The sequence below is a fragment of the Maribacter confluentis genome (assembly GCF_030505015.1).
Taxonomy (GTDB): domain Bacteria; phylum Bacteroidota; class Bacteroidia; order Flavobacteriales; family Flavobacteriaceae; genus Maribacter; species Maribacter sedimenticola.
In genome coordinates this window covers 1,209,429-1,233,526 of sequence record NZ_JAUKUC010000001.1, presented here as the reverse complement: position 1 = coordinate 1,233,526, position 24,098 = coordinate 1,209,429, and the positions used below count along the sequence as shown (strand labels likewise).

20 protein-coding genes are annotated in these 24,098 nt (G+C 38.8%); 8 read left to right on the top strand and 12 right to left on the bottom strand.

The window, feature by feature from the left end; all coding sequences use genetic code 11:
- The first annotated feature begins 1 nt into the window (after position 1).
- Complete coding sequence (locus tag Q2T41_RS05410) at positions 2–1,471, top strand: DUF389 domain-containing protein (RefSeq protein WP_304435239.1); 1,470 nt, start codon at positions 2–4, stop codon at positions 1,469–1,471.
- Here Q2T41_RS05410 and Q2T41_RS05405 read toward each other — a convergent pair.
- Together Q2T41_RS05405 and Q2T41_RS05400 are read right to left on the bottom strand one after the other, a co-directional pair.
- Positions 1,468–2,235 carry an ABC transporter ATP-binding protein gene (locus tag Q2T41_RS05405; protein ID WP_089263312.1) on the bottom strand — a complete coding sequence of 256 codons (768 nt, stop codon included), beginning with the start codon at positions 2,233–2,235 and terminating at the stop codon, positions 1,468–1,470. The two genes, Q2T41_RS05410 and Q2T41_RS05405, sit on opposite strands and share 4 nt — an antisense overlap.
- Positions 2,235–2,972, bottom strand: coding sequence for an MlaE family ABC transporter permease (locus Q2T41_RS05400; RefSeq protein ID WP_089263314.1), 738 nt, complete (start codon positions 2,970–2,972; stop codon positions 2,235–2,237). The genes Q2T41_RS05405 and Q2T41_RS05400 overlap by 1 nt, the downstream gene beginning before the upstream one ends.
- Positions 2,973–3,083: 111 nt before the next feature.
- Here Q2T41_RS05400 and pafA point away from each other — a divergent pair, with 111 nt between their 5' ends.
- A complete protein-coding gene (pafA, locus tag Q2T41_RS05395; RefSeq protein ID WP_304435238.1) occupies positions 3,084–4,757 on the top strand; it encodes an alkaline phosphatase PafA in 1,674 nt (557 codons plus the stop codon).
- 1 nt (position 4,758) lies between these two features.
- The gene (gene murI, locus Q2T41_RS05390) at positions 4,759–5,547 is read left to right on the top strand and encodes a glutamate racemase (protein WP_304435237.1); all 789 of its coding nucleotides are present in this window, start codon (positions 4,759–4,761) and stop codon (positions 5,545–5,547) included.
- On the opposite strand, the gene Q2T41_RS05385 is transcribed toward murI, so the two are convergent.
- The gene (locus Q2T41_RS05385) at positions 5,544–6,056 is read right to left on the bottom strand and encodes a dihydrofolate reductase (protein ID WP_304435236.1); all 513 of its coding nucleotides are present in this window, start codon (positions 6,054–6,056) and stop codon (positions 5,544–5,546) included. The two genes, murI and Q2T41_RS05385, sit on opposite strands and share 4 nt — an antisense overlap.
- Positions 6,053–6,439: a 2TM domain-containing protein gene (locus Q2T41_RS05380; protein WP_304435235.1), complete on the bottom strand. Its 387-nt coding sequence runs from the start codon at positions 6,437–6,439 to the stop codon at positions 6,053–6,055. Before Q2T41_RS05380 ends, Q2T41_RS05385 begins: the two co-directional genes overlap by 4 nt.
- A 55-nt stretch (positions 6,440–6,494) precedes the next feature.
- Here Q2T41_RS05380 and Q2T41_RS05375 point away from each other — a divergent pair, with 55 nt between their 5' ends.
- Complete coding sequence (locus tag Q2T41_RS05375) at positions 6,495–7,580, top strand: aminotransferase class V-fold PLP-dependent enzyme (protein WP_304435234.1); 1,086 nt, start codon at positions 6,495–6,497, stop codon at positions 7,578–7,580.
- A gap of 149 nt (positions 7,581–7,729) precedes the next feature.
- The gene (locus tag Q2T41_RS05370) at positions 7,730–8,026 is read left to right on the top strand and encodes an isoamylase early set domain-containing protein (RefSeq protein WP_089263326.1); all 297 of its coding nucleotides are present in this window, start codon (positions 7,730–7,732) and stop codon (positions 8,024–8,026) included.
- Between the two features lie 316 nt (positions 8,027–8,342).
- On the opposite strand, the gene Q2T41_RS05365 is transcribed toward Q2T41_RS05370, so the two are convergent.
- The 8 genes from Q2T41_RS05365 to Q2T41_RS05330 all read right to left on the bottom strand — a co-directional run bounded on the left by Q2T41_RS05365 (position 8,343) and on the right by Q2T41_RS05330 (position 19,738).
- Positions 8,343–9,317, bottom strand: coding sequence for an L-histidine N(alpha)-methyltransferase (locus Q2T41_RS05365; protein WP_304435233.1), 975 nt, complete (start codon positions 9,315–9,317; stop codon positions 8,343–8,345).
- A gap of 16 nt (positions 9,318–9,333) precedes the next feature.
- Positions 9,334–10,494: an ergothioneine biosynthesis protein EgtB gene (gene egtB, locus Q2T41_RS05360; protein WP_304435232.1), complete on the bottom strand. Its 1,161-nt coding sequence runs from the start codon at positions 10,492–10,494 to the stop codon at positions 9,334–9,336.
- A 71-nt stretch (positions 10,495–10,565) separates the two neighbouring features.
- Positions 10,566–11,390 carry a thymidylate synthase gene (locus tag Q2T41_RS05355; RefSeq protein ID WP_304435231.1) on the bottom strand — a complete coding sequence of 275 codons (825 nt, stop codon included), beginning with the start codon at positions 11,388–11,390 and terminating at the stop codon, positions 10,566–10,568.
- A gap of 119 nt (positions 11,391–11,509) precedes the next feature.
- Positions 11,510–15,631 (bottom strand): alkaline phosphatase PhoX, encoded by a 4,122-nt coding sequence (locus Q2T41_RS05350; RefSeq protein WP_304435230.1) that lies wholly within the window; start codon positions 15,629–15,631, stop codon positions 11,510–11,512.
- Positions 15,632–15,816: 185 nt separating this feature from the next.
- Entirely contained in the window at positions 15,817–17,139 is a 1,323-nt protein-coding gene (locus tag Q2T41_RS05345; protein WP_379921008.1) for a NupC/NupG family nucleoside CNT transporter, read from the bottom strand.
- 140 nt (positions 17,140–17,279) lie between these two features.
- Positions 17,280–17,909, bottom strand: a complete 630-nt coding sequence (locus Q2T41_RS05340; protein ID WP_089262471.1) for a bifunctional nuclease family protein — start codon at positions 17,907–17,909, stop codon at positions 17,280–17,282.
- An 85-nt stretch (positions 17,910–17,994) separates the two neighbouring features.
- Entirely contained in the window at positions 17,995–18,963 is a 969-nt protein-coding gene (locus Q2T41_RS05335) for an electron transfer flavoprotein subunit alpha/FixB family protein (RefSeq protein ID WP_304435228.1), read from the bottom strand.
- Positions 18,964–18,997: 34 nt separating this feature from the next.
- Entirely contained in the window at positions 18,998–19,738 is a 741-nt protein-coding gene (locus Q2T41_RS05330) for an electron transfer flavoprotein subunit beta/FixA family protein (protein WP_304435227.1), read from the bottom strand.
- Positions 19,739–19,910: 172 nt separating this feature from the next.
- Between Q2T41_RS05330 and Q2T41_RS05325 the strand changes: the two genes are divergently transcribed.
- From Q2T41_RS05325 to Q2T41_RS05315, 3 genes are all read left to right on the top strand, one after another.
- A complete protein-coding gene (locus Q2T41_RS05325; RefSeq protein ID WP_304435226.1) occupies positions 19,911–20,888 on the top strand; it encodes a pyruvate dehydrogenase complex E1 component subunit beta in 978 nt (325 codons plus the stop codon).
- A gap of 105 nt (positions 20,889–20,993) precedes the next feature.
- Complete coding sequence (locus Q2T41_RS05320; RefSeq protein ID WP_304435225.1) at positions 20,994–23,495, top strand: DUF5686 family protein; 2,502 nt, start codon at positions 20,994–20,996, stop codon at positions 23,493–23,495.
- A gap of 71 nt (positions 23,496–23,566) precedes the next feature.
- Positions 23,567–24,094, top strand: coding sequence for an inorganic diphosphatase (locus tag Q2T41_RS05315; protein ID WP_089262461.1), 528 nt, complete (start codon positions 23,567–23,569; stop codon positions 24,092–24,094).
- Positions 24,095–24,098: the final 4 nt, after the last annotated feature.

Sequence of the window (24,098 nt, the reverse complement as noted above, 5' to 3'; positions counted from 1 at the left end):
TATGGAAAACAATCTTAATCAAGATAACATTACCCCAACAAGTAATGAAGGTAGTGGGGGTGAAGAGGTAAAAAAGGATTTTCAAGGGCTTTTAGGTAGCATCAAGAAATTTTTGTCCGAGTTGTTGGATATACGTACCAACACGGATCAGCAAGCGACCAAGGAGGCTATAATAGCGGATATTCCTTTTAAGGGCCATACCTCATGGATTTTGATTTGCTCCATTTTTATAGCCTCAATTGGTCTTAATGCCAATTCTACTGCAGTGGTCATAGGTGCAATGTTAATTTCGCCGCTAATGGGTCCAATTTTAGGAATTGGCATGTCCGTGGCGATCAATGATATAGACACGTTAAAAAGATCATTGAAAAATTTTGCCGTTATGGTGGTCTTGAGTGTCATTACGGCCTATTTGTTTTTCAGGTTCTTTCCGCTTAGGGATGAGTCTTCTGAGTTATTGGCAAGAACGGCACCGGATATTAGAGATGTATTAATTGCATTTTTTGGTGGTTTGGCTCTGGTAATTGCCCGTGCAAAAAAGGGAACCATTGCTAGTGTTATTTTTGGGGTTGCGATCGCAACTGCGTTGATGCCACCATTATGTACGGTTGGTTTTGGTTTGGCAATAGGAAATTGGTCCTACGCCACCGGTGCACTTTATCTTTTCACCATTAACACCATTTTTATAGCATTGGCAACGTTTTTGGTGATCAAGCTTTTGCGTTTTCCCATGGTACGCTATGTAAATTCGCAACGAAGAAGGTTGATCAGTAGATTGGCTTCATTGCTAGCTATTCTTGTAATGATCCCGGCAGGAATTACCTTTTATAGCGTATTTCAAAAATCTCTGTTTATGCGAGACGCCGGAAGTTTTATCGATGAAAAAATAGTGCCTTATCAGTTTACGGGAGAAGGAAAATTCTTGAAGGATTTTAGCGAGATCGTATATAGTGATAAGGACAACTCCAAGATAGAGTTGGTTTTTATGGGCAATGAAACAATACCCGATAATGTAATTGCCACATGGGAAAATCAAATGCAAGAATACCAACAGCTCAAGGGAATAGATTTGGTGGTCGTGCAGGGTTCAAAGAGTGATGAGGCCAATGAGCTCAAATATGTAAATGAGCTATATGAATCTCAAAAAAGTATTCTTTCCAATAAGGATGAGCGCATTAAGTTTCTTGAAACGGAATTGCTGAGGTTAAATCAAATCTCCTCCAATCAGATTCCATTTACTGAAATTAGCTTGGAGGCTAAAACCAATTATGAAAATCTGGAGCGCATGGGGTATGCATATTTGATTTCGACGGATTTTAATAAGACTGATAGTATTCCATTATTTGAGGTTACCTGGAAGAAAGATGCCAACAGGTCTGAAACCGTTAAGGATATGACCAAGTTGCAGGAGTGGTTGCGCCTTAGATTGAATAACAAGAATATTCAGATTAAGGAAATGCCTAAAGATTAATTACGTTCTTCAATGTACATTTGACGTACTTTTTTAAATAAATCAGAGGAATAGACGAAGTTGGTAACGGCCTCATTATCTGTTTTAAAGATTTCATTCTTAGTACCTTCCCATTCCTTGTACCCATCTTTAAGGAAAATGATTTTTTCCCCAATTTGCATTACCGAGTTCATGTCATGGGTATTGATTACGGTGGTGATATTATATTCTTCTGTAATTTCCTTGATCAAATTATCAATTAAGATAGCGGTTTTGGGGTCAAGTCCAGAATTTGGTTCATCGCAGAACAAATATTTGGGATTCATGACTATGGCCCTGGCTATGGCAACTCTTTTTTGCATTCCTCCGGAAATTTCGGATGGAAACTTATGATGGGCATCAATAAGGTTTACCCTTTTCAGTACCGCATTGACACGGTCTTGCATTTCTGTTTTGGACTGTTTGGTAAACATTTCCAACGGAAACATTACATTGCCTTCTACGGTCATACTGTCAAAAAGAGCGCTTCCTTGAAAAACCATGCCCATTTCCTGTCGCAATTCTCGCTTTTCATTATCGGATAGGTCAGCGTATTTTTTACCATCGTAAACAATATTACCTTCTTCAGGGGAAAAAAGACCTAATAGACATTTAAGAAATACTGTTTTTCCAGATCCACTTTGTCCAATGATCAAGTTGGTTTTACCTTTTTCCAATTTGGTAGAAATACCTTTAAGGATATGGGCGTCGCCAAAAGATTTGTGTATGTCTTGTACGTCTATCATTATCCTAGTAAAAGCTGCGTTAAAATATAGTTCAAAATAATAATGACAACACTGGTCCAAACAAAAGCGGTCGTACTTGCCTTGCCAACTTCCAAAGCACCACCCTTCATATAAAAACCATGAAATGATGGAATAGTAGCTATAATGAAAGCGAATAATAATGTTTTGATAAATGCATAGGCAATATGAAATGGCACAAAATCTGTCTGTAGTCCGGTTACGAAGTCGGTACTGGTTAAAAATCCGCCAAGAACACCTGCCATCCATCCGCCAAAAATACCTACGTACATAGAAATGGCTATTGCAAACGGATAAAATAGCATAGCAATAATTTTAGGGAATACCAGGTAATTCAATGAATTTACGCCCATGACCTCTAAAGCATCTATTTGCTCTGTAACACGCATTGTTCCAATGCTGGATGTAATATAGGATCCAACTTTTCCTGCCATAATAATGGAAACGAACGTTGGGGCAAATTCCAAGATAACAGATTGTCTAGTGGCAAATCCTATAAGATTTCTTGGTATGAGCGGGTTGGTAAGGTTCAATGCGGTTTGTATGGCAACCACAGCACCAATAAAGAAGGAAATAAAAATTATGATACCTAATGAACTAAAGATTAATTCGTCTATTTCCTTTAAAATCAGCGTTTTCATTATTCTCCATTTGGTAGGTTTTTTAAATACCTCACGGATCATAATTGCATAGCTTCCTACAGATGCCAAATAGTTCATTGAATAAAAATAGAATTCTTATTGTAAAAATAACAATAATGGACTTCATTTAACCTCGGTTTAATCTTTAAAGGTGTAATTTATTTACTTTTGTGCTACAATTGGATCAGTATGAAAATCAGAAGTTATTTTGTAGTCGCGTTTGTTTTGGGACTATTTTTCTTAAGCGCAAATGTCGTTGCACAAAACCGGGGTAAATCTACCACCGGGGAGGATATTATAAGAACCAAGCCAAAGTTAGTGGTAGGTATTGTGGTGGATCAAATGCGTTATGATTATTTAACACGCTTTTACGACCATTATGGTAAGGATGGTTTTAAGAGATTGGTGGAGCAAGGGTTTAATTGCAAAAACAATCATTATAATTATGCACCTACTAGCACAGGTCCTGGGCATACTTCTGTTTATACGGGAACGACTCCTTCCGTTCATGGGGTGATAGGTAATAATTGGTATGATAAGGAAATAGAGCAAGATGTGTATTGTGCGGGTGATGAAACATATTCATCAATAGGCACTGCATCCAATGCTGGTAAAATGTCTCCGCATAGAATGACCGTTACCACGGTTACCGATGAATTACGGCTTCATAACCAATTACGAAGTAAGACCATTGCCATAGCATTAAAGGATAGGGGCGCTGTTTTGCCCGGTGGCCATACGGCCAATGCTGCATATTGGTTTCATGGAGAGGATGAAGGGAAATGGATAACAAGTTCATATTATATGGATGTATTGCCAAAATGGGTGCAGGATTTTAATGCATCTGGAAAAGCACGATCGTACAAGAAAGCATGGAATACATTAAAGGATATTAAGGAGTATAAAGAAAGTGGTACTGACAATAACGCCTATGAAGGGCTTTTTAATGGTGAAAAAGCACCAACCTTTCCTCATAGTACTACATCTTTATTGCATAAGGACAAGGATTTTGACATTATCAAGGCAACACCATTTGGTAATTCCCTGACAACGGACTTTGCTATAGAAGCTTTAAAGCAGGAAGCATTAGGGCAAGATGACATAACGGATTTTTTAGCGGTAAGCTATAGCAGCACGGATTATGTTGGTCATAAGTACGGTGTAAATTCAAAGGAAGTTCAAGATACCTATTTGCGTTTAGATGAGGATTTGGCAAGATTGTTCAAAGCATTGGACAAAACCGTGGGCGAAGGTGAGTATACCTTGTTTCTTTCTGCGGACCATGCAGCAATTGAAGTGCCTGCATATTTAAGAGATCAAAAAATTCCATCAGGTTATGTTGATAATGCTACTAATTCCAAAAAATTAGCAGAGTTTTTAAGGTATACCTATGGTACAGAGGATATTGTGAAAAATTATTCTAATTATCAGCTGTTCCTGGACCATAAAATCATAAAAAATCTTGATTTGAACCTTGCTGAAGTCCAAGCGGAAATTGCACAGGAATTTTTAAGTTATGATGCTGTTGATAGGGTGTACACTGCGGATCAAATGTGGAATAATGAGTATACCCATGGTATTCCTTACATTTTACAGAACGGATATAATCAAAAGCGCTCTGGTGATATTTTGGTCGTGCTAAAACCCGGTTTCATTTCTTATTCGGAAACGGGTTCAACCCATGGGTCTCCCCAAATTTACGATACCCATACACCATTACTTTTTTATGGTAAGGGGATTAAACCGGGAGCGACTTTTGAACGAACGGAAATTCCTGATATTGCGCCTACCATTTCCGCCCTTTTGGGTATTTCATTTCCTAACGGTACAACAGGTAAGCCAATAATACAGGTATTGGAATAATATGGATAATAGGCCAATAGGCATTTTTGACTCTGGTATAGGTGGCACTTCTATTTGGAGTGAAATTCAGGAATTGCTGCCCAATGAGGATTGTATATACCTGGCAGATAGTAAAAATGCTCCATATGGGGAACAATCTAATGAGCGCATTATAGCGCTAAGTACTAAGAATGTTGAACATTTGTTGGCACAGGATTGTAAAATGGCGGTAGTGGCATGCAACACGGCGACCACAAATGCTATTGAGTATTTACGAGACCATTACTCCATACCTTTTATAGGAATAGAGCCCGCTATTAAACCGGCCGCATTACGATCGCAATCAAAAATTGTGGGTGTATTGGCTACAAAAGGAACTTTGTCCAGTAGTCTCTTTCATAGTACTTCTAAAAATCATGCTGCCGGTATAACCATATTGGAACAACAGGGAACCGGTTTGGTAGAGTTGATTGAAGCTGGGCAGTTGCAAAGTCCGGAATTGTTTGGACTTTTGGAAAGTTATATGACCCCAATGTTGGAGCAAGGGATGGATCATTTGGTATTGGGCTGTACCCACTATCCATACCTAATTCCCGTATTGCGGAAAATATTGCCGAAAAATGTAACGATAATAGATTCTGGGCGGGCTGTAGCAAAACAGACCAAGAATGTATTGGAGAAATTTAATTTGCTTGCAGACCTTAACAAAAAGGGTAAGCATCAATTTTATACAAACATTAATAAGAAGGTACTAGCCGGTATTTTAACTCCTTTCAATATGGAATCAAATGTTAATTTTTTAGATTTTTAAACATTGAAAGAAGGATTTCTTCTGGTATAGGTAAGATAGGTGAATGCATATTTATGGCGCTCGTCTGCGGGGTGAAATTCTTGTACGGATAGCATCCAAAGAGATTCATCTATTTCTGGGAAAAAGGTATCCGCTTCATCAAAATTTGCATGAACTCTTGTTAGTTCTATTTTATCTGCAAATTTTTCCGCCAATGCGTATATTTCGCCACCACCAATGATAAAGGCAATTTCGTTAGCTACCAAATCAATGGCCTGTTCTATCGTATGTACAATTATGCAATCTTTAAAATCCGTAGTGTAATTTTTATCTCTAGTTATAATAATATGCGTCCTGTTGGGTAAAGGTTTTGGAAAACTCTCAAAAGTTTTTCTTCCCATAATTATTTTATGGCCAGTTGTTAATCTTTTAAACCGCTTAAAGTCATCCGGCAAATGCCACAATAGGTCGTTATCCTTGCCCAATGCATCGTTCTCGGCTGCGGCGGCAATCATTATTAGGGTTTTCAATACAGTTTTTTTTTAGGTTCAATTTCTAAAGGTTGCTGGGTATCCAAGTCTTTCTGCATTTCATTAATTCGTTCCTGCTGTTTACGAATTAGTTTTTCCCGTTGGGAACGTTCCCATTCCTTGCCCATAAATCTATTGGTAATAAATACATTGAATATGTGCAGTGCAAATAAAAATGCCCAGAATGTTATGGCCCATATAAACCAATCATATTCTTGACCGTATTTTAAAATTTTGTTTATCAGGATTAGGAAAACACTACCTATCAAAAACACTACAAAGTGAGTGTATAGCTTTTTTTTCTGAGCTATTCTCTTTTGTGCGTTTTCTACGAGCTCATGTTGCTCTACATCTATTTTGGTGTTTTTTTTCTTGGAAAACATTGCTCTTCCTATCTTTAACTCAAAGATACAGGAAATGTATATTACCCAATAAAATATGGAAAAATTAAGAAAGGAATTTCCGGTACTACGAAATGGTATTTATGCCAATACTGCAGTTTATGGTCCAATGTATGAATCGTTATTGGACTGGCGTCAAGAACATGATCTTGATTTTTTGATACATGGAAGTGATATGCGTTCAAAGGCTCTACAAGTGATTTCCGAAACACGGGATACCGTAGGACGTTTTTTTAACTGTAATAGGGAGCGTGTTGCATTGGTGAACAATTTTTCCATTGCCCTAAATATGTTGCTTGAGGGGTTGAACCCTAAGAAAAAGGTGTTGTTGTTAAAAGGGGATTACCCTTCATTGAACTGGGCTTTTGAAAATAGGGATTTTGATATTGAATATGTGCAAATGACGTATGATTTGGAAGATGTTATCTATGATTTAATTGCAAAGAAAGGAATTGATGTTTTGGCGTTAAGTTTGGTGCAATGGGTAGATGGCTTTTCTATAGATCGCGCTTTTTTAAAAAGACTAAAAATAGATTTTCCCAATTTATTTATAGTTGCAGATGGCACGCAGTTTTGTGGAAGTGCAAGTTTTGATTTTGATGCTTCGGGCATTGATGTATTGGGAGCAAGTGCTTACAAATGGCTGTTGGCAGGATATGGAAATGGTTTTATGTTGTTTTCTGATGAGGTAAGGAACAACGTTAATTTACGAACTATTGGTTTCAATGCTGCAAATGGTGATTTGGAAAAGAAGAATAAAATTAGATTTGCCAAGTTATTTGAACCTGGACATTTATCTTCCTTAAATTTTGGCAGTTTAAAATTTTCAATGGATTATTTTGTCAAGATTGGGATGGATGCCATAACATTACATAATCAACAATTGGCGGAAAAGGCAAAGTCGGCATTTCTACAATTAGGGCTGTTGGATGAAAAATTTAGTCGTAGAATAGGTCATAGCACTATTTTTAATATTAAGGTAGACAACGAGGTTTACAGGAAACTGGAAAGTAATAGTGTCCATTGTGCCCAAAGGGGAGATGGAGTGCGTTTAAGTTTTCATTTTTATAATAATGAAAAGGATGTAGATGACATTGTAAAAATCTTAAAGACAACGAGATAGCTATTCATTAAAGATAATTTTTGTAGGATAAAATTCTATTGGAGGGTTAAAAAGACTTTAATTTTTATCATATTCATAAAAATGGTCTTACGTATTGGTAATGAGTGTTTTATTATAGTAGTTTTGTCCTAAATTCTAAAATTAATATCATGGCAATTGCAAAGAAATATCTAAAATCCAAGCCGGTATGTAAAGTGACGTTTACCGTACCTGCAGAAGAGGCAAAAAGTGTAGCTGTAGTAGGAGACTTTAATAATTGGAGTCCAAAAGCTAGCACTTTAAAAAAATTGAAAAACGGTACATTTAAAGGAACTTTTGATCTTCCAAAAGAAAATTCTTTTGAGTTTAAATACTTGGTAGACGGAAATTATATCAATGAAACTGAAGCTGATCGTTACCAATGGAATGATTACGCTGGGTCTGAAAATGCAGTATTGGAACTATAAAAAGAAAAAAATAGTTTTATGAAAGGCATGGTGTACGCTATGCCTTTTTTTGTTGCTGTTTTTTTAGGATTTTTGTCAATCTGCGCCAAAAAGCAATTATGTTTTTATGACTTTGGGTAATTTGCGCGTTTTTGGATAATACCATGTCGCATCAGTTATTGTTTTCTCGTTAACTTATAAGGGAATGGCATATACTGTCACTTTTTATGAAATATTGTTTTTTATACAAGTATGGAAAAATAATGAATGTTCGTTATAACTATGGTAGTATTTCTTTCCGCTATTAAGGTTTTGTTCCAAATTACATTTATGGTATTTAATAGGATTTTTTAAAGAGATAATTTTTGTAAAATTGTTTAGGGTCGCTATACTCATCTATAACGGTTAAATTGGATTGTTCCGCTAACCATTGAACAGTTCTATCATCATATTTTTGGGAAATCTCTGTATGTATGGTTTCCCAAGCCTTAAATGAAATATGTAGGTCTAAGGCTTGTATAAATACTTTTTGGGGAGATTTTGCTACCAAATAGCTTTTTGCCGTTCCAGTTTCCGGATCGTAAACTTCCCAATGTTTAAAACAATCTATATTAAAATTGGCATCCAGTTCTTTATTAATTCTTACGAGCAGGTTTTTATTAAATTTAGCGGTTATTCCGGTCTCGTCATTGTAGGCATTCAGGATTGTTTCAGGATTTTTCTTCTGATCAAACCCAATGAACAACAAATCTTCTGGCTGCATATATTCTTGAATTTGTGATAAAAAATCTATTGCTTCTTCATGGCAAAGATTTCCAATGTTAGAGCCTAAAAACAAAATAACCTTTCGTTCTTCCGTATTAAAATTCAATTTACGTAACGTTTCAAAATAATTACCTTGCAAAGGTTCTGTCCTTAATCGTGGAATTTCTCTTTTTAAATTTATCTGAAGTTGATCTAATGCATTTTGACTGATATCTATGGGTCTAAATGTGAAATCTAAATTTTGTTCAGTAAAATGGCGCAATAGAATTTTAGTTTTTTTACCGTCACCGGCTCCCATTTCTATTAAATGAAATGGTTGGTTGCCACGACTGAACATGTGGGCTAGTTGAATCTTATGTTGCTCTATTATGGCATATTCCGTATTGGTCAAATAATATTCCGGCATATTCATAATATCTTGAAAGAGCTTGTCACCAGCTTTGTCATAAATATACTTGGAGGATAAAAACTTTGGGTATGAGGTTAAGCCTTCAAATACTTCTTGTTTAAAAGGGGTGTCTAGGGAGATGGCTAATTGTTTGTGCATATCTTTTTTGTCGTAATTATTTGGCCAGCCTTATACCGGTATATTGCCACCTTAAGTCGGTCTGAAAAAAGTTTCGGTACGTTGGTCTAGAATGGTTAACTGGGGTTGCAACAGAGCTTCCGCGCAATACTTTTTGGTTGACCATAAATTTACCATTGTATTCCCCTAAAGCACCATCTGGCTTTTTATAGTTGGGGTAGGGTAAATATGCACTTTCCGTCCATTCCCAGCGCTGTCCCCATTTAAATTGATGTTGTGCGGATTCCCATTCAAATTCAGTAGGTAAACGGCAATTTCTGTATTTTGCATATGCAAATGCTTCGTAATATGATATATGTGTTACGGGAGCGTCTAGTGCAATTTCTGTAAGTCCATTTAACGTGTAGTTATACCATTCGTCATCAACTTGATGCCAATATAAAGGTGATACAACATTATTTTGTTGCACCCAATCCCATCCTTGAGCGTGCCACAAATCAAAACGCTTATAACCGTCTGCTTTAATAAATTCTAGATATTCTGCATTGGTCACTAATCTATTTGAAATAGAATAATCGTGTAAATAAACTTTATGCCTGCCCAATTCATTGTCAAAACAAAAGTCATTAGAGTTGTGACCAATTTCATATATACCTTCGTTTATAGAAATCCAATGTAGAGGTTGATTTTCTGTCGTATATTCTTTAAAAACATCTGAATATTTTGGGAGTAATGGATTATTGCCTAGAATATATTTTATATCTGTAAGTAATAATTCTTGGTGCTGTTTTTCGTGATGAATACCAATTTCAAGAACTTCTAAAAGTGTTTTGTCGTTGTTGTACTCAAGCAGGTTGGTCATTGCCTGAGTGACATAATCCCTGTATTCAAAAACTTTTTTTACGGACGGTCTAGATAGATTACCACGGTCCGCGCGCACAACTCGTTTTCCTACCGTTTCATAATAACTGTTGAATACAAATGAGAAATCATCGTCAAAAACTTGATAATTACTGCTATATGTATTTAGGATGAATTCTTCAAAAAACCATGTGGTATGTCCTAAATGCCATTTAGGTGGAGAAACATCTATAATAGGTTGAACTACATAATCTTCTATTTCAAGAGGTTTACAAATAGCCTCTGTGTGCTTTCTGGTTTCAATAAAGAAATCTAAAAGCGTATCAGTACTTACCATGAAAACAATTTTATGGTAAGTTAGAGAAAAATGGTTTATTCGGTTTAGCCTAAAACATTAAGAAATTGATCCTAAACAGCTACCTTGCCTTTTATATGGGGGTGAGGGTTGTAGTCTACCAATGTAAAATCTTCAAACTTAAACCCGAATATATCTTTTACATCAGGGTTTATTTTCATTTTTGGCAAAGGTCTAGTCTCTCTACTTAGTTGAAGTTCAACTTGCTCCATATGGTTATTGTATATATGGGCATCGCCAAAAGTATGTATGAAGTCACCGGCTTCGTAACCGCAAACCTGTGCCATCATCATAGTGAACAAAGCATACGATGCTATATTGAAGGGTACGCCTAAAAATATATCTGCACTGCGTTGGTACAATTGGCAGGATAATTTGCCATCTGCAACATAAAATTGAAAAAATGCATGACATGGCGGTAGAGCAGCTTTACCATTGGCAACATTTTCCGAAAAGGATTTTGAGGTGTCCGGCAATACACTTGGGTTCCATGCGGAAACCAACATTCTTCTGCTATTGGGATTGGTCTTTAAAGAGTGGATAACTTCTTTGATTTGGTCAATTTCATCATTATTCCAATTACGCCATTGATGTCCGTATACCGGTCCTAAATCTCCATTCTCATCTGCCCATTCGTTCCAGATTCTAACACCGTTTTCCTGTAAATATTTAATATTGGTATCCCCGTTCAAAAACCAAAGTAATTCGTAGACAATTGATTTTAAGTGTAATTTTTTAGTGGTGACCATAGGAAAGCCTTCGCTTAGGTCAAAACGCATTTGATAGCCAAAAACACTCTTAGTACCGGTTCCTGTACGGTCACCCTTTTGGTTGCCTTCTTTGAGAACATGTTTTAAAAGGTCATGGTATTGTTTCATGATAAATAGTTTAAGTATGGTCCTGAATCAGGTTTTAAGACCGTTGCAAAAATACCATTAAGGGACAGGAATTATAAAAAGGGTTATTAGAATTTATTAACTAAAGTTTAAACGTGATTTTATAGTTTAATGATTTTATGAGTGCTTATTATTTGATTGTCATCATCAATTTCTACATAATAGATGCCAGATGCCAATGTGGAGATGTTTATAGAAATTACCTTTTGATTTTTGAAAGTTTTAAATAGAACGAGTTGTTTGGATGAATTTACCAACGTTAGTTTGGTAGTAGAAATAATTTTGCCAAGGTCGATATCAACTATATCTGTTGTTGGATTAGGGTATATAATTATATTATCTTGGATGGAATATGGTATAAGTGTGTTGTACGTATAGCCTTTTCCTGGACTTATACAGGATGTTATCATTTTTTCATTGTCGGCTACGCCATCTTCATTGATGTCTAAGCGCCATATGGTCTCAGGATTAAGTTCTATATTTTCATCATTACAATCAATAAATGTTGAAGGGATTTGGGTATAGCCTATTCCAGGACTGTTACAACTATCGATACTTTCTAAAGTGGTATATCCATCTCCATCGGCATCCAGGTACCACGTGGAAACTTCGAATACGTTCGGGTCGCCATCGTCACAATCGGTCAGGGGAAGTACGGTTTGTGTATATCCTGTTCCGGGTGAATTGCAGCTTTCCACTGTTGGAGCAACGGCGTAATTATCGCCATCGGCATCGAGGTACCAAGTGGAAACTTCGAACACGTTCGGGTCATTGTCATCACAATCGGTCAGGGGAAGTACGGTTTGGGTATATCCTGTTCCGGGTGAATTACAGCTTTCAACAGTTGGAGCAACGGCGTAGTTGTCACCATCGGCATCAAGGTACCACGTGGAAACTTCGAACACGTTCGGGTCACCATCGTCACAATCGGTCAGGGGAAGTACGGTTTGTGTATATCCTGTTCCGGGCGAGGTACAGCTTTCTATAGTTGGAGTAACGGCATAATTATCGCCATCGGCATCCAGGTACCACGTTGAAACTTCGAATACGTTAGGGTCGTTGTCATCACAATCTGTCAGGGGAAGCACGCTTTGAGTATATCCTGTGCCTGGGGAGTTACAGCTTTCAACTGTTGGAGCAACGGCGTAATTATCTCCATCGGCATCCAGGTACCACGTGGAAACTTCGAATACGTTCGGGTCGCTGTCATCACAGTCCGTTAAAGGAAGTACGCTTTGGGTATATCCTGTTCCGGGAGAGGTACAGCTTTCAACAGTTGGAGCAACGGCGTAATTATCGCCATCGGCATCCAGGTACCACGTGGAAACCTCGAATACGTTGGGGTCGCTGTCATCACAGTCCGTTAAAGGAAGTACGCTTTGGGTATATCCTGTTCCGGGAGAGGTACAGCTTTCAACAGTTGGAGCAACGGCGTAGTTGTCACCATCGGCATCCAGGTACCACGTGGAAACCTCGAATACGTTCGGGTCGCCATCGTCACAATCGGTCAGGGGAAGTACGCTTTTCGTATATCCTGTTCCGGGGGAGGTACAGCTTTCAATAGTTGGAGCAACGGCGTAATTATCGCCATCGGCATCAAGGTACCAAGTAGAAACTTCGAATACGTTGGGGTCGGTATCGTCACAATCGGTCAGGGGAAGTACGGTTTGTGTATATCCTGTTCCGGGTGAATTGCAGCTTTCCACTGTTGGAGCAACGGCGTAATTATCGCCATCGGCATCCAGGTACCAAGTGGAAACTTCGAATACGTTGGGGTCGCTGTCATCACAATCGGTCAGGGGAAGTACGTTTTGCGTATATCCAGTTCCGGGAGAGGTACAGCTTTCAACTGTTGGAGCAACGGCGTAGTTGTCACCATCGGCATCAAGGTACCACGTGGAAACTTCGAATACGTTCGGGTCATTATCGTCACAATCGGTAAGGGGAAGTACGGTTTGCGTATATCCTGTGCCTGGGGAGTTGCAGTTTTCCACTGTTGGAGCAACGGCGTAGTTGTCTCCATCTGCATCCAGGTACCAGGTGGAAACTTCGAATACGTTGGGGTCATTGTCGTCACAATCGGTCAGGGGAAGTGCGGTTTGCGTATATCCTGTTCCGGGAGAAGTACAGCTTTCAACAGTTGGAGCCACAGCGTAGTTGTCACCATCGGCATCCAGGTACCAGGTGGAAACTTCGAATACGTTGGGGTCATTGTCGTCACAGTCGGTCAGGGGAAGTACGCTTTGCGTATATCCAGTTCCGGGTGAATTACAGCTTTCCACTGTTGGAGCCACAGCGTAATTATCCCCATCTACATCCAGGTACCACGTGGAAATTTCGAATACGTTGGGGTCGCTGTCATCACAATCGGTCAGGGGAAGTACGGTTTGGGTATATCCTGTTCCGGGCGAGCTGCAACTTTCCACTGTTGGAGCAACGGCGTAATTATCTCCATCGGCATCAAGGTACCAAGTAGAAACTTCGAATACGTTCGGGTCATTGTCGTCACAATCGGTCAGGGGAAGTACGGTTTGGGTATATCCTGTTCCGGGCGAGGTACAGCTTTCAACAGTTGGAGCAACGGCGTAATTATCGCCATCGGCATCGAGGTACCACGTGGAAACTTCGAACACGTTCGGGTCATTGTCATCACAATCGGTCAGGGGAAGTACGGTTTGGGTATATCCTGTTCCGGGTGAATTACAGCTTTCAACAGTTGGAGCAACTGCGTAGTTGTCACCATCGGCATCCAGGTACCACGTGGAAACTTCGAATACGTTCGGGTCGTTATCGTCACAGTCCGTTAAAGGAAGTACGTTTTGCGTGTAACTTGTGCCTGGAGAGTTCGTGCTTACAACAGTTGGCGGCACAGCGTATCCGTCTGCATCTGCATCTAAATACCAAGTATATTCAATTGTGCTTCCCAGATTTTCATTTAACGCAATTACAAGGGATGTAGATTTATCAAAGCTAATTTCATTTCCGGCAGCATCAGTTTGTGTTGAAATATTGTTACTTGAACTAGGATGCATTACGGACATAAATAAAAATCGATTATCTGGCGAAAACGTAATTCCCGTAGGTTCAGCACCTAAAGGCACAATGCCAAAAATTTCTACTTGCGGATTTGCTTGGGTATGTCCATTTTTTACAACCCATATATAGTTGTCATCGCCATCTTGTAAAACCCAAAGATTACCGTCATTGTCAAAAGCTAAATTGTCATTTCCATAACCCCAATTTACTGAAGATGTACCGTTGGCATGCGTAATATTGTACGTCATATTGCCAACAAAAGTTTCCATATTGACAACAGTTGTGCCATTTATGGGGTCAGAATCTTGAAAACGATATACTTGGTCCTCGTTTTTTACGGCAAAATAAATATAGCCGTCTGGACCAATTTCTACATCTTCTATACCGTTAAATACCGTTGCTCCTACTGCCGTACTTTGGGCAACAGTAGTGTTGCGTTCTTCTTTTGTAGTATTATTAATTTGAATCCAATCTCCTGGTCCATTTTTTGAGCCCTTATAGACATATAATTGTCCACTGCTTAAATCTTGGGGAGCATCAGCAACAAATTTGTAAAGATACCCTACAGCGGCATCAGCACCTTGATACGCCGTTCTTTGATTGTTGTGGATGACTAAATTCTCATGTTTAAAATTACCTAGTGCCCAGAGTTTATTGATTACTGTTTTGGAAACAGGATCAATTTCAACTGCCCATCCTAAATCGTCATACCCATCATTATTCTCATCCCTATTCGGATAATTATCCAATCGCTCTTGAGAGGTATGCTCTTCACAGCTCACAATTGTATTCCATGGGGTTACGGTACCAGAGCAATTATAAATGGTCCGAACAAACGAACTGAAATCTACCCGTGCCGATAATGTGGTTGCCCATAATTTGGAAGTTGGGTTATAGTTGATATCCAAGATGGAGACACCACCTGGGTTAGTTTCTGCATTGATACTTAAATAGCCGTTAACACTACTGCCGTTTATAGGTACATATCCAGTAAAATCTGTATTTCTGGGTAATGTTCCACCTTCAGTCAAGGCATCACCTTCAGTTATGATAGTTTGAAATGTATGTGTAGCTGGAATGATGAAATCCGTATTCTGAGGCGCTGGATTAACCGAAATAAAATCTCCAATATTTTGTGCTTTGGCATTGAAAGCAATCAATACAAGTAATATAAAATAGTTTTTCATTCCAACTTTAAAGTTTATTCTTCAAATGAATTATTGAAGAATGTTAACAAGTCTACGTTTAAAGGGGAAATGGAAGTTATTAAATAATATCGAAGTAAATTCTTTACTTCGATTAAGTGCTTATAATGAATGCTTAAGGTGATGTATCTATTTGAAAATCAATTGTATTTGTGGGTTGAGGGTGCTTATCCTAAAATCATACCTGCAATCGTTGCAGAAAGCAAGGATGCTAAAGAGCCGCCCAATACTGCCTTCATACCAAATTCGGATAAAGTTTTACGTTGACTAGGGGCCAAGGAACCAATACCCCCTATTTGTATACCAATTGATGCAAAATTGGCAAAACCGCAAAGCATATAAGTGGCCATGATTACAGATTTGTTAAATTGTAAATGGGGCTGTGTGGCAAAGTCCTTTAATTCTGCCAATTGTATGTACCCGACAAACTCACTTGCTACAAGTTTAATCCCCAATAGTTGCCCCATAAGCATTATATCTTCGTTGGCCACACCTATCAACCACATTAAAGGAGCGAATATGGTTCCTAAAATAGCTTCCAAGGAAAATTTGGAATAGGAGGTGTTTTCGGCAATCCATGAATTAAAATTGGTCAAGTCTCCGGTCCATTCCAATATGCCGTTTACCATGGCAATAATGGCTACAAACACCAACAACATCGCCCCAACGTTTACGGCCAATCGTAATCCTTCTGTAGTACCATTGGCAATGGCGTCCAAAATATTGGAACCTATTTTTTCTGAGGAAACGTGTATATCGGTATTGACCTGTTCTGTTTGTGGATACAACATCTTGGAAATAACTATAGCACCAGGCGCTGCCATTACCGATGCCGCTAATAAGTGTTTTGCAAATACCAGTTGAAGTGCCTCATCCTCGCCGCCTAAAAAGCCAATATATGCGGCTAAAACGGCTCCTGCAACCGTTGCCATGCCTCCAATCATCACCAATAAGATTTCCGAACGGGTCATTTTTTCCAAATAGGCTTTTATTAGGAGTGGCGCTTCGGTCTGACCTAAAAATATATTTCCTGCTACACTAAGGCTTTCAGGTCCTGATATACCTAAACTTTTGGATAAAAGCCATGCCAAGGTCTTCACTACTTTTTGAATAATCCCCAAATAAAAGAGTAGGGAGGTCAGGGCGGAGAAAAAGATAATCGTAGGTAATACTTGAAAAGCAAAGATATAGCCAAATGTACCCGTGTCTACCACTAATCCTTCAAATAAAAATTTACTACCTGCTCGGGTAAATTCCAAAATGCTAACAAATATTTTTCCAATTTGCTCAAAAACCAATTGTACGAAAGGAACTTTCAAAACACCAACGGCAATGACCAATTGCAGTGCCAGACCTATGCCCACCGTTTTCCAATTGATTGCTTTTCTATTTGAGCTGAACAAGAAGGCCAATAATAAAAGGACGGCCATTCCAAGAATTCCCCTGCCCAAGCTATTAAGGGAAAAACCTTCAGTGGCAGTCATTTCCATAAGTTCATTAGCCGAAATGTTCTGTACGGTATCAGCTTGTGTCTGTAGTACTTCATTATTTTGAGCAAATGTCATTGAGGTGAATATTAGTGCAAAAAATAGCAGCCATTTGCCCTTTTTCATAAACTGTAAATTTGTGTTTAGTTCCGTTTAGAGATTTCGTCTCTTAATTTTGCGGCTTTTTCGTAGTCTTCATTGCTGACCGCTTTTTTAAGCTCTGCATCCAATTCTTCTATAGTAAGTTCCGTATAGCCGTCAGATGCGCCGGATTCAATTTCAATGGTCTCCCCTTCCTGTAAAATTTCGTCTACCATAATGCTGTCGTCATTTTCTTTTTGCTCCTTTTCCTTTGATGAAAATTTCAAGAAAATACCAGCTTTGTCAAGAATGGTTTTGTAAGTGAATATAGGTGCTTGAAACCTAAGAGCCAAGGCAATGGCATCACTGGTTCTTGCGTCTATAATCTCTTCAATGCCTTCTCTTTCACAAATAATGCTTGAATAAAAGACGCCATCTACCAATTTATGGATAATGACCTGTTTGATAACGATATCAAAACGATCGGAAAAATTCTTGAACAAGTCGTGGGTCAATGGTCTTGGGGGCTTAATTTCTTTTTCCAAGGCAATTGCAATGGATTGTGCCTCAAAAGCTCCAATGACAATAGGAAGCTTACGGTCGCCCTCTACCTCGTTCAGAATAAGTGCATAGGCACCATTTTGAGTTTGACTGTATGAAATACCCTTTATTTTTAAACGTACTAGACTCATATTTTATTTACTAAAAAAGGCTGTTCAAAATACTTGGGGTTCCAACTACCTGAACAGCCCTTTAAGGGGCACAAAATAACAAAAATTAGCCGTTTTGGGCCTTAAATTCCTTTAATTTTTCAATCAATTGTGGAACGACTTCAAAGGCATCGCCAACTATACCGTAATCTGCGGCCTTAAAGAAAGGTGCTTCAGGGTCATTATTAATGACCACTTTTGTTTTTGAGGCGCTAACCCCGGCCAAATGCTGTATTGCCCCGGAAATACCTATGGCAATATAAAGATTGCTGGCAACGGGCTTACCCGTTTGGCCCACATGCTCGCCATGGGGTCTCCATCCAAGGTCGGATACAGGTTTGGAACATGCGGTTGCAGCGCCAAGGACATCTGCAAGTTCTTCTACCATTCCCCAATTCTCAGGTCCTTTAAGTCCTCTACCGGCAGAAACAACAATATCCGCATCGGCTATGGTTGCCTTACCTACAACCTTGTCGATTTCTACGGACTTTGTTGCATTTGATATTCCATCCGTGGAAACACTGAATTCCTCTACCGATATATCGGTTTTATTTTCTTGGACGCCGTAGGCATTATTGGATACACCAATAATCTTAACGTCCGTTTCAAGTTGTGTATGGGCAAAACCCTTGTTACTGAACGCCGTTCTTTTAACGGTCAAGGGAGAAACGCTTTCAGGTGCCGCCACTACATTTGGTACATAGCCAGCTGTTAAATTGCCCGCCATTAAGGGTGCTAAATATTTTGTATCCGTACTGGAGCTAAGGATGATTACCTTGGCATCTGTACTTTTAACGGCTTGCCCTAAGGCTGCGGCATAAGTACTGGCATTGAAGGTTGAAAGATCTTCATTGGCAATATGCATAACTTTGGATACGCCATAATCCGCAAGTAGTTCGTTTTCGGAGTTGTTAAAGGATACGGCGGTAACCGTAGTATCCATCATTTTTGCGACTGCCGCTGCGTAGGAAGCGACTTCAAAAGCATTTTTTTTAAATTTTCCTTTTTCAGATTCTGTATATACTAATACTGACATGTTATCATTTTTTAGATTTACCCTAATCGGGCTTTTATATCACTTTGGCCTCATTATGGAGCAAGTCTACCAACTCATCTACAGAAGTAGCAAGTTTAACCTGTCCTTTTGGTGCCGGCTTGTCAAATTTTTTGTCCACGGTAGTAGTTAGGCCATCTACAGGTTCTAGAACGGTCAGGCTTTTCTTTCTTGCCATCATGATGCCACGCATATTTGGAATACGAAGATCGCTCTCCGCTACCAAACCTTTTTGTCCTCCAACGACCAAAGGAAGCGTACTGCTTAATTTTTCCTTACCGCCATCTATTTCCCTAACTGCACTAACATTGTTGCCATCAACCTCTAAATTAATACATGTATTGATGAAGTTCATATTGGTCAAAGAGGCCAATATGCCCGGTACCATTCCGCCATTATAATCAATGCTTTCCCTTCCGCCAATTACCAAGTCGTAATTTCCGTTCTTGACAACCTCGGCCAATTGCTGGGCTACAAAAAAGCCGTCCGTTGGTTCTGCGTTCACCCTAAATGCCTCATCTGCGCCTATGGCCAAAGCCTTACGCATGGTAGGTTCTACAGTAGGTCCGCCAACGGTCGCTATATGTACCGTAGCACCTTGTTTTTCCTTGAACCACATAGCCCTGGTCAGGCCAAATTCATCATTGGGGTTGATGACGAACTGCACCCCATTGGTGTCAAATTTAGTATCACCGTCCGTAAAATTTATTTTCGAAGTGGTGTCAGGAACATTACTTATGCAAACTAATATTTTCATGTATATAAACTTTAAATCAATGACCACGAAGATAACCATTTAATTCCTAATTTACTATGCATGCATAGTAAATTTTATAACTTTTTTTGAATAGGGCATTCTATTAATTGACATTATATTTGCTATTTTTGCATGCTTTCTAGCATATAACAAAGAATAATATTTTCCATAGATGAAAACACTACAATTTAGAGAAGCGATAGCCGAGGCCATGTCCGAAGAAATGAGAAAGGACGAGTCTATCTATTTAATGGGTGAAGAGGTAGCGGAATATAACGGTGCATACAAGGCTTCCAAAGGTATGTTGGATGAATTTGGCCCTAAAAGGGTAATTGATACGCCAATATCTGAACTTGGTTTTGCCGGTATAGGTGTGGGTTCAACCATGACGGGCAATAGACCTATTATAGAATTTATGACCTTTAATTTTGCATTGGTAGGTATTGATCAGATCATCAACAATGCTGCTAAGATCAGGCAAATGTCCGGTGGTCAGTTTCCTTGTCCTATTGTATTTAGGGGTCCTACGGCTTCTGCTGGTCAATTGGCGGCAACGCACTCCCAGGCTTTTGAAAGTTGGTATGCCAACTGCCCGGGCCTAAAAGTAGTGGTGCCATCTAATCCTGCAGATGCAAAAGGGCTGTTGAAAGCGGCCATTAGGGATGATGATCCGGTAATTTTTATGGAGTCTGAGCAAATGTATGGTGACAAAGGTGAAGTGCCGGAAGGTGATTATACCATTCCGTTAGGAGTTGCGGATGTTCGTCGAGAAGGAAACGATGTTACCATAGTTTCTTTTGGTAAAATAATTAAGGAAGCTGATAAAGCTGCAGATGAATTGGCAAAAGATGGCATCAGCTGTGAAATTATAGATTTAAGAACCGTAAAACCTTTGGATTACGAAGCGGTTTTAAAATCTGTGAAGAAAACTAACCGTTTGGTAATTTTGGAAGAAGCTTGGCCATTTGGAAATGTTGCCACTGAAATCACCTATCATGTACAAGCACATGCGTTTGATTATTTGGACGCCCCGATCGTTAAGATAAATACTGCGGATACACCAGCACCTTACTCCCCTGTTTTATTGGAAGAATGGTTACCAAATGCTACAGATGTAGTTAACGCCATAAAAAAAGTTTTATACAAATAATATAAAGTTTTGTAAAGTACCTTAGCTTCTCCGACCAAGTCTGGAGAAGCTTTTTTTATTAATATGTTGTTTGTGGCCAAAATAAGCTGAGCTCAAGGAAAATTTATGAAAGATATATTCTTTGCAATTTTAGGCTTGCTGTGTTTTACGGTAAGCGCCCAGACCAAGGTGGGGGGCATTGTGGTAGATGAGCTAGGTGAGCCCGTATCTTTCGCAAATGTATTTTTTAAGAATTCTACGGAAGGTACCATTACAAATGATGATGGTAGGTTTTATTTGGAATCTGAAACCGATTACACTACGCTGGTCGTCTCATTTATAGGATATACCGAGTATGAGTTAGAGTTGACCTCTAAGGTTATGTATGATTTGACGATAACATTGGGCGAAGCGGCGGAACAGCTTAACGAGGTCGTTTTAATTGCGGGAAAACAATCCAAAAAGAATAATCCCGCCATAGATATTCTGCGTAAAATTTGGGCTAAAAAACGTCAAAACGGGGTAAGGCAATTCAATCAATATACATTTGATAAATACGAAAAGGTAGAGTTTGACCTCAATACCATTGATAGTGCATTGATTAAAAGTAAAATATTCAAAGGGTTGGAATTTGTTTTTCAGGATTTGGATACCTCTAGAATTACGGGGAAAACCTATTTGCCCATTTTCCTGAACGAAACATTTTCCAAGGTATATGGTGATAATAAGTTAAAAGAGGAAAAAGAAGATGTACTGGGCAATAAGAATTCCGGGTTTGAAAATAACCAGGCCATTATAGCCTTCGTTAAGGATTTGTACCAAGAGTATGATGTCTATGATAATTACCTCAAGTTTTTTGACAAGAGCTTCACCAGTCCACTGTCAAGAACCGGTATAGATACCTATAACTATGCCTTGCGCGATAGTGCATTTATAGATAATAAATGGTGCTATAATATTGTGTATTATCCACGGCGTAAAAATGAATTGACCTTTAAGGGTGATTTTTGGGTAAACGATTCTACCTATGCAATCAAGAACATTAACCTACAGGTTACTAAGAGTGCCAATATAAATTGGGTAAAGGAGATTTATATTGAGCAGGATTTTGAAGTATTGAACGATTCTGTTTTTCTACTAAAACGGGATTATATGTTAAGTGATTTTAGTTTTAACAAAAAAGAAGAATCCAGAGGATTGTATGGCAAACGAACAACGGTATACGACAACTATGAATTTAACGTGGTAAGACCACGGGAGGTATATAAAAAGGACCGTAATCCGTTGGACGTTAACCAAATCATTAAGGATGATGAATTTTGGGAAAAGAATAGGTTAGAATCATTGAATAAGGACGAAAAAGGGATATATACTTTGTTGGATACCCTCAAAACCGTTCCAAAATTTAAATCGTATTACAATATTGTCAGTATTCTAGGCTCTGGTTATGTAGAAGTGGATAAATGGAATTTGGATTTGGGTTCTGTATACGATTTTTTTGGATACAACAGTGCGGAGGGTCCTCGTGTACGTATTGGTGCCAGAACCTACTTTGGCCAAAATGACCCTTGGCGAATAGAAGGGTACACCGCTTATGGTTTTACAGACCATAAATTTAAGCACGGTCTTGCCGGAAAATTTCTGGTCGATAGAAACAGTAGGTTTATCATTTCTGGAGGAAACCGTAGGGATATTGAGCAACTAGGGGTAAGTTTAACGGCAACCAATGATGTACTCGGCAGAAGTATAGCCTCCTCATCTTTATTGACCGTAGGGGCCAATAATAGGTTGACCAACATTAATTTAAGCGCCCTTAATTTTGAAATAGAGCCCCTAAATAATTTTAAGGTTTCCATGGGTGGAACTTTTAGGACCTTAAGTTCCGCACTGCCCAATGATTTTAGTTTGGATTATGTGGATGCAGAATCGCCCACGGGGGTATCTTCGGAGATAAGGCAATTTGATTTTAATGCCTTACTTTTATATACGCCTGGTAAGAAAACTATAGGTTATGGGGTGGAAAGAAGGGATGTCAATGATACATACAGTACATTGTTGTTGAATTTCACCAAAGGAACCAAAGGGGTATTGGGTAGTGATTTTGATTATAGCAAATTACAATTTTCCTATAGCCAACCATGGCAATTGGGTGGATTTGGTAGGTTGATGAGTACCGTGGAATTGGGTAAGACGTTTGGTGAAGTACCTTTGGGCCTTTTAAGCGTGGTACCGGGAAACCAAACATTTTTCTCTAATTATGGCTCTTTCCCCAACTTGGATTTTTATGAATTTGTGACGGATACGTATGCATCGGTACATTTGCAGCATAATTTCAATGGTCGCTTTTTTTCCAGAATACCCTTTTTAAGAAAAATGAACTTACGTGAAATTGTGGCTATAAGAGGTGTATGGGGAGACTTGTCAGATGCAAATAAGGCATTGAGTGCCCCGGCAACGATAAACACTCCGTTAAGGGCTCCTTCGGAAAAAATCTATTATGAATATTCTTTTGGTATAGGTAATATCTTTAAGATATTTAGATTGGATTTCAATTTCAGGGGAAATTACCTGGATAATCCAGATGCACGCCCCTTTGGGGTCACCGGCACGTTTGGATTTGTCTTTTAATTCAATTAAATTTTACAATTATAACTAATAACTAACGTTTCATTCACAGCAACAAATAAATAATTAGAAATATGGCAGCAGGAAAAGGATTGACCTTTGATGTGTTAATAGAAATTCCAAAAGGAAGTAGAAATAAATACGAATACGATTTTGCATTGCATAAAATACGTTTTGACCGTATGTTGTTCTCTTCAATGATGTATCCGGGAGACTATGGTTTTATTCCAGAAACCCTGGCGTTGGATAAGGATCCCTTAGATGTATTGGTGATGGGTACGGAGCCTACTTACCCAATGACCGTTATGGAGGTAAAGCCAATAGGTGTTTTCCATATGACCGATGAAAAAGGGCCCGATGAAAAGATAATATGCGTGCCGGTTTCTGATCCGATCTGGAGCAATAATAATGATATCAGCGATCTAAACCCGCATAGATTAAAGGAAATAGAGCATTTCTTTCAAGTGTATAAAGATTTAGAGGAGAAAAAAGTTGACACTGGAGGATGGGGAGATTCCAAAGAAGCAATAGAAATTTATCATGAATGTGTCAAGCGATATAACGAAAGTGAACATAAAGCAAAACGCACTTTTGTGATTTAAGCAA

Bases quoted from the DNA above. Each gene is read 5' to 3' on its own strand.
- Q2T41_RS05410 (WP_304435239.1), top strand. From the start codon at position 2: ATGGAAAACAATCTTAATCAAGATAACATTACCCCAACAAGTAATGAA.
- Q2T41_RS05405 (WP_089263312.1), bottom strand. From the start codon at position 2,235: ATGATAGACGTACAAGACATACACAAATCTTTTGGCGACGCCCATATC.
- Q2T41_RS05400 (WP_089263314.1), bottom strand. From the start codon at position 2,972: ATGAACTATTTGGCATCTGTAGGAAGCTATGCAATTATGATCCGTGAG.
- pafA (WP_304435238.1), top strand. From the start codon at position 3,084: ATGAAAATCAGAAGTTATTTTGTAGTCGCGTTTGTTTTGGGACTATTT.
- murI (WP_304435237.1), top strand. From the start codon at position 4,759: ATGGATAATAGGCCAATAGGCATTTTTGACTCTGGTATAGGTGGCACT.
- Q2T41_RS05380 (WP_304435235.1), bottom strand. From the start codon at position 6,439: ATGTTTTCCAAGAAAAAAAACACCAAAATAGATGTAGAGCAACATGAG.
- Q2T41_RS05375 (WP_304435234.1), top strand. From the start codon at position 6,495: ATGGAAAAATTAAGAAAGGAATTTCCGGTACTACGAAATGGTATTTAT.
- Q2T41_RS05370 (WP_089263326.1), top strand. From the start codon at position 7,730: ATGGCAATTGCAAAGAAATATCTAAAATCCAAGCCGGTATGTAAAGTG.
- Q2T41_RS05365 (WP_304435233.1), bottom strand. From the start codon at position 9,317: ATGCACAAACAATTAGCCATCTCCCTAGACACCCCTTTTAAACAAGAA.
- egtB (WP_304435232.1), bottom strand. From the start codon at position 10,494: ATGGTAAGTACTGATACGCTTTTAGATTTCTTTATTGAAACCAGAAAG.
- Q2T41_RS05355 (WP_304435231.1), bottom strand. From the start codon at position 11,390: ATGAAACAATACCATGACCTTTTAAAACATGTTCTCAAAGAAGGCAAC.
- Q2T41_RS05350 (WP_304435230.1), bottom strand. From the start codon at position 15,631: ATGAAAAACTATTTTATATTACTTGTATTGATTGCTTTCAATGCCAAA.
- Q2T41_RS05345 (WP_379921008.1), bottom strand. From the start codon at position 17,139: ATGGAAATGACTGCCACTGAAGGTTTTTCCCTTAATAGCTTGGGCAGG.
- Q2T41_RS05340 (WP_089262471.1), bottom strand. From the start codon at position 17,909: ATGAGTCTAGTACGTTTAAAAATAAAGGGTATTTCATACAGTCAAACT.
- Q2T41_RS05335 (WP_304435228.1), bottom strand. From the start codon at position 18,963: ATGTCAGTATTAGTATATACAGAATCTGAAAAAGGAAAATTTAAAAAA.
- Q2T41_RS05330 (WP_304435227.1), bottom strand. From the start codon at position 19,738: ATGAAAATATTAGTTTGCATAAGTAATGTTCCTGACACCACTTCGAAA.
- Q2T41_RS05325 (WP_304435226.1), top strand. From the start codon at position 19,911: ATGAAAACACTACAATTTAGAGAAGCGATAGCCGAGGCCATGTCCGAA.
- Q2T41_RS05320 (WP_304435225.1), top strand. From the start codon at position 20,994: ATGAAAGATATATTCTTTGCAATTTTAGGCTTGCTGTGTTTTACGGTA.
- Q2T41_RS05315 (WP_089262461.1), top strand. From the start codon at position 23,567: ATGGCAGCAGGAAAAGGATTGACCTTTGATGTGTTAATAGAAATTCCA.